The 13,698-nt window shown below is 63.0% G+C and carries 9 protein-coding genes; all 9 read right to left on the reverse strand.

The genetic code is table 11. The features are described 5' to 3' along the window. Nucleotides 1-9: 9 nt before the first annotated feature. The 9 genes from rpoC to secE all read right to left on the reverse strand — a co-directional run bounded on the left by rpoC (nucleotide 10) and on the right by secE (nucleotide 13,504). A complete protein-coding gene (rpoC, locus tag AC0L3S_RS21920) occupies nucleotides 10-4,206 on the reverse strand; it encodes a DNA-directed RNA polymerase subunit beta' (RefSeq protein WP_473263988.1) in 4,197 nt (1,398 codons plus the stop codon). Between the two features lie 128 nt (nucleotides 4,207-4,334). Further along, on the reverse strand, nucleotides 4,335-8,450 hold the full coding sequence (gene rpoB / locus AC0L3S_RS21925; RefSeq protein ID WP_007602996.1) for a DNA-directed RNA polymerase subunit beta: 4,116 nt from the start codon (nucleotides 8,448-8,450) through the stop codon (nucleotides 4,335-4,337). Between the two features lie 483 nt (nucleotides 8,451-8,933). Then, a complete protein-coding gene (gene rplL / locus AC0L3S_RS21930) occupies nucleotides 8,934-9,311 on the reverse strand; it encodes a 50S ribosomal protein L7/L12 (protein WP_007602994.1) in 378 nt (125 codons plus the stop codon). Nucleotides 9,312-9,365: 54 nt separating this feature from the next. Further along, nucleotides 9,366-9,884: a 50S ribosomal protein L10 gene (rplJ, locus tag AC0L3S_RS21935; protein ID WP_275168107.1), complete on the reverse strand. Its 519-nt coding sequence runs from the start codon at nucleotides 9,882-9,884 to the stop codon at nucleotides 9,366-9,368. Between the two features lie 578 nt (nucleotides 9,885-10,462). Continuing rightward, a complete protein-coding gene (locus tag AC0L3S_RS21940; RefSeq protein ID WP_473281184.1) occupies nucleotides 10,463-11,410 on the reverse strand; it encodes a 2-hydroxyacid dehydrogenase in 948 nt (315 codons plus the stop codon). 90 nt (nucleotides 11,411-11,500) lie between these two features. Beyond that, nucleotides 11,501-12,193, reverse strand: coding sequence for a 50S ribosomal protein L1 (gene rplA / locus AC0L3S_RS21945; RefSeq protein WP_007602988.1), 693 nt, complete (start codon nucleotides 12,191-12,193; stop codon nucleotides 11,501-11,503). Nucleotides 12,194-12,199: 6 nt separating this feature from the next. Next, on the reverse strand, nucleotides 12,200-12,628 hold the full coding sequence (rplK, locus tag AC0L3S_RS21950) for a 50S ribosomal protein L11 (RefSeq protein ID WP_007602986.1): 429 nt from the start codon (nucleotides 12,626-12,628) through the stop codon (nucleotides 12,200-12,202). A gap of 130 nt (nucleotides 12,629-12,758) precedes the next feature. After that, nucleotides 12,759-13,313 carry a transcription termination/antitermination protein NusG gene (gene nusG, locus AC0L3S_RS21955; protein ID WP_007602985.1) on the reverse strand — a complete coding sequence of 185 codons (555 nt, stop codon included), beginning with the start codon at nucleotides 13,311-13,313 and terminating at the stop codon, nucleotides 12,759-12,761. Next, the gene (secE, locus tag AC0L3S_RS21960) at nucleotides 13,313-13,504 is read right to left on the reverse strand and encodes a preprotein translocase subunit SecE (protein ID WP_007611620.1); all 192 of its coding nucleotides are present in this window, start codon (nucleotides 13,502-13,504) and stop codon (nucleotides 13,313-13,315) included. Before secE ends, nusG begins: the two co-directional genes overlap by 1 nt. Nucleotides 13,505-13,698 lie beyond the last annotated feature (194 nt).

A 13,698-nucleotide genomic window follows, 5' to 3' on the forward strand; every position in this document is an offset into this window, starting at 1 on the left:
GATGAACGATTATTCCGCAGGTGGCAGCGCCATCGGCTCCACTTCCGGCGCCGGCGGCACGACGGCCGCCTGCTTCTCGCGCTCGTCGAGGATCATCTTGTCGCGCTTCACGGCGACTTCGCGGATCTTCGCCATGGAGGCGCCGGTGCCTGCCGGGATCAGCCGGCCGACGATGACGTTCTCCTTGAGGCCTTCGAGCGGATCGACCTTGCCGTTGACCGCCGCTTCCGTGAGGACGCGAGTGGTCTCCTGGAACGAGGCCGCCGAGAAGAAGGAGCGGGTCTGAAGGCTCGCCTTGGTGATGCCGAGCAGAACCGGCGTCCCCGTGGCGATCTTCTTGCCCTCTTCCTTGGCCTTGGCGTTGATCTGGTCGAACTCGATCTTGTCGATCTGCTCGCCCGAGATCATGTCCGTGTCGCCCTGGTCGGTGACTTCCACCTTCTGGAGCATCTGACGGACGATCACCTCGATGTGCTTGTCGTTGATGAGCACGCCCTGGAGCCGATAGACCTCCTGGATCTCGTTGACCAGATAGGCCGCGAGTTCCTCGATGCCCTTGACCGCCAGAATGTCGTGCGGCGCCGGATTGCCTTCCACGATGAAGTCGCCCTTTTCGACGACGTCGCCGTCCTGAAGGTGGATGTGCTTGCCCTTCGGGATCAGGTACTCGCGCGCCTCGTCGGTCTTGTCCATCGGCTCGATCGAGATGCGACGCTTGTTCTTGTAGTCGCGCCCAAACCGGATAGTGCCCGCGATTTCGGCGATGATCGCCGCATCCTTCGGACGCCGAGCCTCGAACAGTTCCGCCACCCGCGGCAGACCGCCGGTGATGTCGCGCGTCTTGGCGCTTTCGGTCGAGACACGGGCGAGAATGTCGCCCGCCTGGACCTTGGCTCCGACGTCGACCGACAGAATGCCGTCGACCGACAGCATGTAGCGAGCATCGCCGCCACGGGCGAGCTTGAGCACCTTGCCGTCCTTGCCCTTGATCACGATGGCAGGACGCAGGTCCCCGCCGCCGCGCATCGAGCGCCAGTCGATGACCACGCGCTTGGCAATACCGGTGGCCTCGTCGAGCGTTTCCGAGATCGACTGTCCCTCGACCAGATCCTCGAAGCCGATGGTGCCTTCGACCTCGGTGAGGAGCGGACGGGTGTAGGGATCCCATTCGACGATACGCTGGCCGCGCTTGACCATGTCGCCCTCGTCGACGTGCAGGCGCGACCCGTACTGAATACGGTGCGTCGCACGCTCGGTGCCGTCGGCATCGACGATCGCGATCACCATGTTGCGAACCATCGCGACCAGGTGGCCTTCGCTGTTGCGGGCGATGGCCTTGTTCCGGATCACGATCTTGCCGTCGAAGTTGGATTCGACGAAAGATTGCTCGTTCAGCTGTGCCGCACCACCGATGTGGAAGGTGCGCATGGTGAGCTGGGTGCCAGGCTCGCCGATCGACTGCGCCGCAATGACGCCGACCGCTTCGCCGTGGTTGACCGGCGTGCCGCGAGCGAGATCGCGGCCGTAGCACTTGCCGCAGATGCCGTTGACGAGTTCGCAGGTCAGCGCCGAGCGGATCTTCACCTCCTGGACGCCGCCCTGCTGGATGGCATCCAGATGGCTCTCTTCCATCAGCGTACCGCGCTTGAAGATCACCTTGCCCGTGCTGTCACGCACGTCTTCGCAGGCCGTGCGTCCGAGGATGCGCGAGCCGAGCGAAGCGACCACGGTGCCGGCATCGACGATGGCGCGCATCTTGATGCCGAGCTTGGTGCCGCAATCGTCCTGCGTGATGATGCAGTCCTGCGCGACGTCGACGAGACGACGGGTCAGGTAGCCGGAGTTCGCGGTCTTCAACGCGGTGTCCGCGAGGCCCTTGCGGGCGCCGTGGGTCGAGTTGAAGTACTCGAGCACCGAGAGGCCTTCCTTGAAGTTCGAGATGATCGGCGTCTCGATGATCTCACCCGACGGTTTGGCCATGAGGCCGCGCATGCCGGCGAGCTGGCGCATCTGGGCCGGCGAACCGCGGGCACCGGAGTGAGCCATCATGTAGATCGAGTTGATGTCGGCATCCGCCCCGCTCGCCGTCTTCTTGGTCGAGGAGATCTCCTTCATCATCGCCTTGGCGATTTCTTCCGTGGCCTTCGACCAGGCGTCGACGACCTTGTTGTACTTCTCGCCATGGGTGATCAGACCGTCGTTGTACTGCTGCTCGAAATCCTTCGCCAGCGTACGGGTGGTGTCGACGATCTTCCACTTGGAGTGCGGCACGACCATGTCGTCCTTGCCGAACGAGATGCCGGCCTTGAACGCGTTGTAGAAGCCGAGCGCCATGATGCGGTCGCAGAAGATCACCGTCTCCTTCTGACCGCAGTGGCGGTAGACCTGGTCGATCACGCCGGAGATCTCGCGCTTGGTCATCAGCTTGTTGATGATCTCGTACGGAACACGCGGGTTCTTCGGCAGCAAATTGCCCAGCATGACGCGGCCAGCGGTGGTCTCGATCCAGCGCTTGGAGATCTTGCCGGTATCGTCGATGCCTTCCCACCGGTACTTGATCTTGGTGTGGAGGTGGATGACCTTCGCGTGCAGCGCGTGTTCGAGCTCCGCCATCTCGCCGAAGATCTTGCCCTCGCCGGGCAGGCCTTCGCGCATGATGGAGACGTAATAGAGACCGAGCACGATGTCCTGCGACGGCACGATGATCGGCTGGCCGTTCGCCGGATGCAGGATGTTGTTGGTCGACATCATCAGGACGCGCGCTTCCAGCTGCGCTTCCAGCGACAGCGGGACGTGCACGGCCATCTGGTCGCCGTCGAAGTCGGCGTTGAACGCGGCGCAGACCAGCGGGTGGAGCTGGATCGCCTTGCCCTCGATCAGCACGGGCTCGAACGCCTGGATGCCGAGGCGATGCAGCGTCGGTGCGCGGTTGAGCAGCACGGGATGCTCACGAATGACCTCGTCCAGGATGTCCCAGACCTCGGGCCGCTCCTTCTCGACCAGCTTCTTGGCCTGCTTCACGGTGGTGGACAGGCCCTTGGCGTCAAGCCGCGAGTAGATGAACGGCTTGAACAGCTCGAGCGCCATCTTCTTCGGCAGGCCGCACTGATGCAGGCGCAGCTCGGGACCGACCACGATCACCGAACGGCCCGAATAGTCGACGCGCTTGCCGAGCAGGTTCTGACGGAACCGGCCCTGCTTGCCCTTGAGCATGTCGGCGAGCGACTTCAGCGGACGCTTGTTGGCACCCGTGATGACGCGGCCGCGGCGGCCGTTGTCGAACAGCGCGTCGACGGCCTCCTGAAGCATGCGCTTCTCGTTGCGGATGATGATGTCCGGCGCGCGCAGCTCCATCAGCCGCTTCAAGCGGTTGTTGCGGTTGATGACGCGGCGATAGAGGTCGTTGAGGTCCGAGGTCGCGAAGCGGCCGCCGTCCAGCGGCACCAGCGGACGCAGGTCCGGCGGAATCACCGGGACCACGGTCATGATCATCCATTCCGGCTTGTTGCCGGAGTGGCGGAACGCTTCCACGATCTTCAGGCGCTTGGCGAGCTTCTTGTGCTTGATGTCGGAGTCGGTCTCCTGCATCTCCGCGCGCAAGGTCAGCTCGAGCTTCTCGAGATCCATGCCCTTGAGCAGCTCGCGGATCGCTTCCGCGCCGATCATGGCGGTGAAGGAATCCTGGCCGTATTCGTCCTGCGCCTTCAGGTACTCGTCTTCCGACAAGAGCTGACGGTCCTTCAGCGCGGTGAGGCCCGGCTCGAGCACGACGTAATATTCGAAGTAGAGGATCCGCTCGAGATCCTTCAACGTCATGTCGAGCAGGAGGCCGATGCGCGAGGGCAGCGACTTCAGGAACCAGATGTGGGCGACGGGAGCTGCGAGCTCGATATGGCCCATGCGCTCGCGCCGGACGCGCGACAGCGTGACCTCGACCGAGCACTTCTCGCAGATGATGCCCTTGTACTTCATGCGCTTGTACTTGCCGCACAAGCACTCGTAGTCCTTGATCGGCCCGAAGATGCGGGCGCAGAACAGGCCGTCGCGTTCGGGCTTGAAGGTACGGTAGTTGATGGTTTCCGGCTTCTTGATCTCGCCGTACGACCAGGACAGAATCTTCTCGGGGCTCGCGATCGAGATCCGGATCTGGTCGAAGACCTGAGCCGGCGTCGTCGGATTAAAGAGATTCATAATTTCTTGGTTCATCGTCTTCTCCTCGCGTGCCGGTCGCCTCCGGCAGCAAATTCGAAAATCACTATGCGGGGCGCCCTGCCCTCGCGATTCCTGGACTGGGCGCCGATGCCCGGCCGTTCAGGCCGGGCATGAGGGTCGTATTACTCGGCCGCTTCCGCCGTCCCCGGTCCGACCTTGGAATTGTGCAAGTCGACGTTGAGGCCGAGCGAGCGCATTTCCTTGACCAGCACGTTGAACGATTCCGGAATACCGGCCTCGAAGGTGTCATCGCCACGCACGATCGCCTCGTACACTTTGGTACGGCCGGCGACGTCGTCCGACTTCACGGTCAGCATCTCCTGGAGCGTGTACGCGGCGCCGTAAGCCTCGAGCGCCCACACTTCCATTTCGCCGAAACGCTGGCCGCCGAACTGCGCCTTGCCGCCCAGCGGCTGCTGGGTAACGAGCGAGTACGGACCGATCGAACGCGCGTGGATCTTGTCGTCGACGAGATGGTGCAGCTTGAGCATGTAGATGTAGCCCACCGTCACCTTGCGGTCGAAAGCATCGCCGGTGCGGCCGTCATAGACGGTCGACTGGCCCGAAGCGTCGAGACCGGCAAGCTTCAGCATCTCCTCGATGTCGGCTTCCTTGGCGCCGTCGAACACCGGCGTCGCGATCGGAACGCCGCGGCTCAGATTGTGGCCGAGCTCGATCAACTCGTTGTCGTTGAGCGACTTGATCGTCTCGTCCTCGCCATAGACCTTCTTCAAGGTTTCCTTCAGCGGCCGGATGTCCTGCTTCGACAAATAGGCATCGACCGTCTGGCCGATACGCTTGCCGAGGCCGGCACAGGCCCAGCCGAGATGGGTCTCGAGGATCTGTCCGACGTTCATGCGCGAGGGCACGCCGAGCGGATTGAGCACGATGTCGGCATGCGTACCGTCTTCGAGGAACGGCATGTCCTCGATCGGCACGATCTTCGACACCACGCCCTTGTTGCCGTGGCGGCCGGCCATCTTGTCGCCGGGCTGGATCTTGCGCTTCACCGCGACGAAGACCTTGACCATCTTCATCACGCCGGGCGGCAATTCGTCACCGCGCTGAAGCTTTTCGACCTTGTCGAGGAAGCGCTGTTCCAGCCCCTTCTTCGACTCGTCGTACTGCTTCCGCATGGCCTCGATCTCGGCCATCAGCTTGTCGTTCGGCGAAGCGAACAGCCACCACTGCGACTTCGGGTACTCCTCGAGCACCGCACGGGTGATCTTGGTGTCCTTCTTGAAGCCCTTCGGACCGGCGATGCCCTGCCGTCCCTCGAGCAGCTCGGCAAGACGGTTGTAGACGTTGCGGTCCAGGATCGCCTGCTCGTCGTCGCGGTCCTTGGCCAGACGCTCGATCTCTTCCCGCTCGATCGCCAGCGCACGCTCGTCCTTGTCGACGCCGTGCCGGTTGAACACGCGCACTTCGACGATGGTGCCCTGCACGCCCGGAGGAACGCGCAGCGAGGTGTCGCGAACGTCGGAAGCCTTTTCGCCGAAGATGGCGCGCAGGAGCTTTTCCTCCGGCGTCATCGGGCTTTCGCCCTTCGGCGTGATCTTGCCGACCAGGATGTCGCCGGCGCGCACTTCCGCGCCGATGTACACGATGCCGGCTTCGTCGAGGTTCTTCAGCGCTTCTTCCGACACGTTCGGAATGTCGCGGGTGATTTCCTCGGGTCCGAGCTTGGTGTCGCGGGCCATCACCTCGAATTCTTCGATATGAATTGAGGTGAACACGTCTTCCTTCACGATCCGCTCGGAGAGCAGGATCGAGTCTTCGAAGTTGTAGCCGTTCCACGGCATGAACGCGACGAGCACGTTCCGGCCGAGCGCGAGCTCGCCGAGATCGGTCGACGGACCGTCGGCGATGATGTCGCCCTTCTTGACGATATCGCCGACCTTCACCAGCGGACGCTGGTTGATGCAGGTCGATTGGTTGGAGCGCTGGTACTTCATCAGCCGGTAGATATCGACGCCCGACTTGGTCGGATCGAGATCTTCCGTGGCGCGGATGACGACGCGGGTTGCGTCGATCTGGTCGATCACGCCCGAACGGCGCGCCGCGATCGCAGCACCCGAGTCACGCGCAACCACGCCTTCCATGCCGGTGCCGACGAACGGCGCTTCGGCGCGAACCAGCGGCACCGCCTGGCGCTGCATGTTCGAGCCCATCAGCGCGCGGTTGGCGTCGTCGTTCTCGAGGAACGGGATCAGCGCGGCCGCGACCGAAACGAGCTGCTTCGGCGACACGTCCATGTAGTCGACTTTGTCCGGGGTCACCGGCAAGACTTCGCCGGCGTGACGGCAGACCACGAGATCTTCGGTGAAGCGGCCCTTCGGATCGAGCGGCACGTTGGCCTGCGCGACCGTGTAGCGGCCCTCTTCCATCGCCGAGAGGTACACGACCTCGTCGGTGACGCGACCGTCCTTGACTTTGCGGTAAGGCGTCTCGACGAAGCCGTACTTGTTCACGCGCGCGAAGGTCGCGAGCGAGTTGATCAGGCCGATGTTCGGACCTTCCGGCGTCTCGATCGGGCAGATGCGGCCGTAATGCGTCGGATGCACGTCGCGCACCTCGAAGCCGGCGCGCTCGCGGGTCAGACCGCCCGGTCCAAGGGCCGACAGGCGGCGCTTGTGGGTGATCTCCGACAGCGGGTTGGTCTGGTCCATGAACTGCGAGAGCTGCGAGGAGCCGAAGAACTCGCGCACGGCGGCGGCCGCCGGCTTCGCGTTGATCAGGTCCTGCGGCATGACCGTGTCGATGTCGACCGAAGACATGCGCTCCTTGATCGCGCGCTCCATGCGGAGCAAGCCGATGCGGTACTGGTTCTCCATGAGCTCGCCGACCGAACGCACACGGCGGTTGCCGAGATGGTCGATGTCGTCGATCTCGCCCTTGCCGTCGCGCAGATCCACCAGAGTCTTGATGACGGAGAGGATGTCTTCCTTGCGCAGCGTGCGCTGGGTGTCGGGCGCATCGAGGTCGAGGCGCATGTTCATCTTGACGCGGCCGACCGCCGAGAGGTCGTAGCGCTCGGCGTCGAAGAACAGCGACTGGAACATCGCCTGCGCCGAATCCAGCGTCGGCGGCTCCCCGGGACGCATCACGCGGTAGATGTCGAACAGCGCGTCCTCACGCGTCATGTTCTTGTCGGCCGAGAGCGTGTTGCGGATGTAGGCGCCGACATTGACGTGGTCGATGTCGAGCAGCGGCAGTTCCTTGTAGCCCTGCTCGTTGAGAGCCTTCATCGACTTGTCGGTGATCTCTTCACCGGCTTCGGCGTGGATCTCGCCGGTCTTGGGATTGACGAGGTCCTCGGCGATGTAGTTGCCGACGAGCTCGGCATCCGAGAGGCGCAGCGCCTTCAGACCCTTCTCCTGCATCTGACGCGCACCGCGCACGGTGAGCTTCTTGCCGGCTTCGAGCACGACCTTGCCGGTATCGGCGTCGATCAGGTCGTTGATGGTCGAGTAGCCGCGGAAACGATTGGCGTCAAACGGAACGCGCCAGCCCTCCTTGATCCGCTTGTACTGGATCTTCTTGTAGAAGGTACTGAGGATCGCCTCGCCGTCGAGGCCGAGCGCGAACATCAGCGACGTCACCGGAAGCTTGCGGCGACGGTCGATACGCGCATAGACGATGTCCTTGGCGTCGAACTCGATGTCGAGCCAGGAGCCGCGATACGGGATCACGCGGGCGGCGAACAGCAGCTTGCCCGACGAATGAGTCTTGCCCTTGTCGTGGTCGAAGAACACGCCCGGCGAACGATGCATCTGCGAGACGATGACGCGCTCGGTGCCGTTGACGATGAAGGTGCCGTTCATCGTCATGAGCGGGATGTCGCCCATGTAGACGTCCTGCTCCTTGATGTCCTTGACCGACTTCGCGCCGGTTTCCTCGTCGATATCGAACACGATGAGGCGCAGCGTCACCTTGAGGGGAGCCGCGAAGGTCATGCCGCGCTGGCGGCACTCGTCGACGTCGTATTTCGGCGGCTCGAACTCGTAGCGGACGAATTCCAGCATCGAGGTGCCCGAGAAGTCGGAGATCGGGAACACCGAGCGGAACACCGCCTGCAAGCCCTCGTCCGACCGCCCGCCCTGGGGCTCGTCGACCATCAGGAACTGGTCATAGGACGCCTTCTGAACCTCGATGAGGTTCGGCATCTCGGCCACTTCCTTGATGTGTCCGAAGAACTTGCGAACGCGTTTGCGACCGGTGAATGTCTGCTGCGCCATCGTGGCCTCTCATTTTCGTCGCCCGATTTGGGCGCGCCCTCCGGAACGCAGCGACCGCCGCTCCCCGGGTTGAATTTTTCGAACCCGTCTTGGGGGCCGGAGACTCAGTTTCAGGCAGGAATGTCCTGAATCTGTTCTTCAGACCTTCAAAACGCAAAACGACGCGCGGGGCGCAGGAGCGCGCCCGCCCGTCACAACCATCCTCTTCACGGACTGCAAAAGCCCGAAATAGCTTGCTCTCCCAACGGCTTACAGGGAAATGCGGCATCCCTGCCCACCGCGCTTTCGTGCTGCCGACCCGATATGGGGCGACATTAGTGCAGATTCGAGGGCTAAGCCCTCAAATCCCCACACTTTTTCGTGTTCGGCCTGCGTCGGGTCGTTCCGTCGCACGCCTTTTGCATCTGGCCCACCCTTTCGAGGAGTGGACCGAGATCCCGGCTGCGATGATGCTCACCGGGATCTCGTGCCAGTAAGCGATGCTTACTTGAGCTCGACCTTCGCGCCAGCCTTCTCGAGCTGGGCCTTGAGCTTCTCGGCTTCGTCCTTGTTCACGCCTTCCTTGACAGGCTTCGGCGCGCCCTCAACGAGGTCCTTTGCTTCCTTCAGGCCCAGGCCGGTGATGGCGCGGACTTCCTTGATGACCTCGATCTTCTTGTCGCCGGCGGCGGCAAGAACGACCGTGAACTCGGTCTTCTCTTCGGCCGGAGCGGCGGCAGCGCCACCACCAGCCGGGCCGGCCACGGCGACAGCCGCGGCAGCCGAAACGCCCCACTTCTCTTCGAGGAGCTTCGCGAGTTCGGCAGCTTCGAGCACGGTGAGGCTCGAGAGGTCGTCAACGATCTTCTGCAGGTCAGCCATTGTTCAGTTTCCTTGAATGTAAGTCTGGTTCGGGTTTGAGTTTTGCGAAGGGCGTCAGGCCGCTTCGCCCTTTGAGGCATAAGCCTGGATGACGCGCGCGAGCTTGCCCGCGGGCGCGTTGGCGAGCTGAGCGATCTTGGTCGCCGGGGCCACAAGCAGGCCGACGATCTTGGCGCGCAGTTCGTCAAGCGACGGCAGCGAGGCAAGTGCCTTCACGCCGTCGACATTCAGGACGGTCTTTCCCATCGAGCCACCAATGATGACGAACTTTTCGTTCGCCTTGGCGAATTCGATGGCGACCTTTGGCGCCGCTACCGGATCGTCCGAAGTGGCGATCACGGTCGGTCCCTTCAGCATGGGGCCGATGGCAACGACGTCAGTGCCTTCAAGAGCAATTTTGGCGAGACGGTTCTTCGAGACCTTCACCGAGGCGCCAGCCTGCTTCATCTGCATGCGCAGCTTCTGCATCTGGGCAACGGTCAGGCCGGAATATTGGGCAACGACCGCGACGCTCGTGGTCTTGAAGACCCCATTGAGCTGTTCGACCGCTTCCTTTTTTGCCGCTCGTTCCACAGCAAGCTCTTTCCGGTTGGCGGTCATCGCAAAAGCGGGACCGCCGGGTTGCACCCATCGTCCCGCCCAAACCTGAACCTCAGGGCCAAACCCATCGGACACGCCGGGCAAGACGACAATTCAAAGCCTGCCCTCCGGGAGCCCGTTAGAGCCCACGGCGTGTCGAGGTCCGAACCAAACCCATTCCGCAACCGACCCCAAGGTGGTCACGAAGTGAAATCCGGTCTTCACCCGTCTATGCAGGCCATGCGATTAAGCCGTTGAGAAATCGAAATTCCCCGCGGGCGCCTGCAGTCTTGGACAGGACAAGGTCAGCCGGCGAACCGCCCGACCTCTGCCCGCATCCCACACCCGACGAATTTCCCTCCTTTTCCAGCCAATCCTCACGGACGTCCTGAAAAGGAATGATCTCCATCGCTTGTTTTTCGGAATGCGTGCACGAACGCGCCAGCCAAGGCCGGTGCGTCCGGAAGCGGTTCTTTAACCGCTCGGAGCCTGCTTGCCAAGAGCAAAATTCACACCAGTTCCAATCCGTTGCCGCAGGCGCTTGACCCGGGCCGACAAGGGCCGATTCAGGCTCATTTGACCGCGTAAGGCAACCTCTTGCCCGCGAAAAACGCCGTCAGGTTCGCCAACACGCAGTTCTGCATGGCGACGTGCGATTCGAGGGTATGGCCGCCGATATGGGGGGCGAACACCGCGTTGGGCAGCGCCGTCAACGCGTCCGGGGCATGCGGTTCCTGGTCGTAGACGTCGAGACCGGCGCCGGCGATGGTCTTCTCGGTGAGCGCCACCACCAGGGCTTTCTCGTCGATCACCGAGCCGCGGGAGATGTTGACGACATAGCCGTCTGCGCCGAGGCGCTTGAGGATATCGGCGCTGACGGCATGCTGGGTCTCGGCTCCTGCCCGGACCGCGATCATCAGCACGCTGCACCAGTCGGCGAGCGCCTCCAGCGTCGGAAAATATTGATAGGGCAGATCGTATTTGCTGCGGCTGAAATAGCCGATTTCGCTCTCGAAGGCGGCGCAGCGCGCCGCGATCTTGCGGCCGATCTCGCCCATGCCGTAGACGCCGATGCGGCGGCCCGGCATCCCGGCCTGCGGGCGCATCATCGGCGAGGGCTTTGACGCGGCCCAATCGCCGCTTCGGACGTACTGGTCGGCAACCAGGATTCGCCGCGTCGTCGCGAGCATCAGGGTCATCGCGATGTCGGCGACCGAGGCCGCATTGGCGCCCGGGCTGTGTCCGACCGCGATGTCGCGGGCAACGGCGGCCTTCAGGTCAACACCGTCATACCCGGTGCCGTAGCAGACGATGGCGCCGAGCTTCGGAAACAGGTCCATCGCCTCCGCGCCCAGCGGCGTGCCGCCGGCGGTGAGCACCGCGCGGATGCCGCCGAGCTCGTCGGCCGAAAACACCTCGCGCGCAGGCTTGCCGGCCGTGTCGAGCAGCTCGAACCGCTCGGCGAAGCGCGCCATCATCGTCTTGGGAAAGCGCGAGTAGATCAGGACCTTGTCAGTCATTATTCTTGTTTCCGGTGAACGCCGTCACAAACGACGAGGGGCGGAATCGGTTGCCCAATTCCGCCCCTCGCCTCATGTCATTTTCAAACCTTAGCCGAGAATGGTGCCCGGCTCGACCTTCACGCCGGGGCCCATCGACGAGGACACCGCAACGCGCTGGATGTAGGTGCCCTTGGAACCGGCGGGCTTGGCCTTGGAGACAGCGTCCGCCAGAGCCTTGATGTTCTCGACCAGTTTTTCCTCGGTGAACGAGGCCTTGCCGACGCCAGCCTGCAGGATGCCGGCCTTCTCGACGCGAAACTCGACCGAGCCGCCCTTGGCACCCTTCACCGCACCGGTGACGTCCATGGTCACGGTGCCGATCTTCGGGTTCGGCATCAGGCCGCGCGGGCCGAGCACCTTACCGAGACGGCCGACCAGCGGCATCATGTCGGGGGTTGCGATACAGCGGTCGAAATCGATCGTGCCGTTCTGCACCTTCTCGACCAGGTCCTCGGCGCCGACGACGTCGGCACCCGCAGCCTTGGCCTCGTCGGCCTTGGCGCCACGGGCGAACACGCCAACGCGGAGCGTACGGCCGGTGCCGTTCGGCAAGGTCACGACACCGCGGACCATCTGGTCGGCGTGACGCGGATCGACGCCGAGATTGATCGCGACCTCGATGGTCTCGTCGAACTTCGCTTTCGCGCGTTCCTTGACCATCTTGATGGCGTCCGCGAGCGGGTAAAGCTTTTCGCGATCAATACCTTCGCGGGCTTTGTTCAAACGCTTTCCGATTGCCATGAGCCCTTACCCCGCCACTTCCAGACCCATCGAACGGGCAGAGCCCTCGACCATCTTCATGGCCGACTCGATCGAGTCGCAATTGAGATCCTTCATCTTCTTCTCGGCGATCTCGCGCACCTGCGCTTTGGTCACCGCACCCGCCTTGTCACGGCCTGGCGCCTTGGAGCCGGACTGGATTTTGGCAGCCTGCTTGAGGAAGAAGGACATCGGCGGCGTCTTCATCTCGAACGTGAACGAACGATCGGCGTAGATCGTGATCACGACGGGAATCGGGGTATTCTTCTCTTCCTTCTGGGTCTGGGCGTTGAACGCCTTGCAGAACTCCATGATGTTGAGACCGCGCTGACCGAGCGCGGGACCGATCGGGGGCGAAGGATTCGCCGCACCGGCCGGGACCTGAAGCTTCAGGTATCCGGTCACTTTCTTTGCCATGTATCACTCCTGTTGGGCCGGCCTGGGCCGGCGGTTTCAGGTTCGTGGTCTGGGTCGGATGCGGCTGGCAACCGCCCTCTCCCTCCCACGGCCTCTTGTTGCGCGAGACCGAAGCCCCACGCCTACCCGATCAGACCTTCTCGACCTGACCGAATTCCAGTTCGACCGGCGTGGCGCGGCCGAAGATCGACACGGCGACCTTCACGCGCGAGCGCGCCTCGTCGATTTCCTCGACCACACCCGAGAACGAGGCAAACGGGCCATCGGCCACGCGCACGTTCTCGCCGATCTCGAACGACACCGACGCCTTCGGCCGCTCCACGCCCTCCTGGACCTGGTGCAGAATGCGCATGGCCTCGGCTTCCGAGATCGGCATTGGCTTGTTCTCGGCGCCGAGGAAGCCGGTCACCTTCGGCGTGTTCTTGATCAGATGAAACGCCTCGTCGGTCAGCTTCATCTTCACCAGCACGTAACCCGGGAAGAACTTGCGCTCGGCGTCGATCTTGCGGCCGCGGCGCACTTCCGTGACCTTCTCGGTCGGAACCAGCACCAGCTCGAACAGCTCCTCGAGCCCGCGCTGCTTGGCCTGCTCGCGGATCGATTCGGCGACCTTCTTCTCGAAGTTCGAATAGGCGTGGACGATGTACCAGCGCTTGTCAGACAATTGAGCCGTTGCTGTTGCCATCAGTGAATGCCCAGAAGGAAGGTGATGAGGTAACGGATGATCTGGTCGGCGGCGAAGAAGAAGATCGAGGCCACGGCGACCATGACGAACACCATGATAGTGGTGATCGTGGTCTCGCGGCGGGTCGGCCAGGTGACCTTGGCGGTCTCCGAGCGCACTTCCTGCAAGAACTTGAACGGGCTGACTGCCATCGTTTGATGTCCAACGTCCGTCGACAGACGCGAATGAATTTCAGGGATCCGAACAGCCGCCGTTGGCCCAGCCCTCTGTCTCGAAGGATGAGCCGGAAACCGGGCTCGATTGTTCGGGGATTTCAAAGCCGCGCCGGAGATCCGCGTCTAACGGGCCGGCTGCGAGTGCGGGGTATCTACTGCGGATGGGACCA

The organism is Bradyrhizobium sp. Ken01 (assembly GCF_055807355.1).

Coding starts and splice junctions, on each gene's coding strand:
- rpoC (WP_473263988.1), bottom strand. CDS start 4,206: ATGAACCAAGAAATTATGAATCTCTTTAATCCGACGACGCCGGCTCAG.
- rpoB (WP_007602996.1), bottom strand. CDS start 8,450: ATGGCGCAGCAGACATTCACCGGTCGCAAACGCGTTCGCAAGTTCTTC.
- rplL (WP_007602994.1), bottom strand. CDS start 9,311: ATGGCTGACCTGCAGAAGATCGTTGACGACCTCTCGAGCCTCACCGTG.
- AC0L3S_RS21940 (WP_473281184.1), bottom strand. CDS start 11,410: ATGACTGACAAGGTCCTGATCTACTCGCGCTTTCCCAAGACGATGATG.
- rplA (WP_007602988.1), bottom strand. CDS start 12,193: ATGGCAATCGGAAAGCGTTTGAACAAAGCCCGCGAAGGTATTGATCGC.
- rplK (WP_007602986.1), bottom strand. CDS start 12,628: ATGGCAAAGAAAGTGACCGGATACCTGAAGCTTCAGGTCCCGGCCGGT.
- nusG (WP_007602985.1), bottom strand. CDS start 13,313: ATGGCAACAGCAACGGCTCAATTGTCTGACAAGCGCTGGTACATCGTC.
- secE (WP_007611620.1), bottom strand. CDS start 13,504: ATGGCAGTCAGCCCGTTCAAGTTCTTGCAGGAAGTGCGCTCGGAGACC.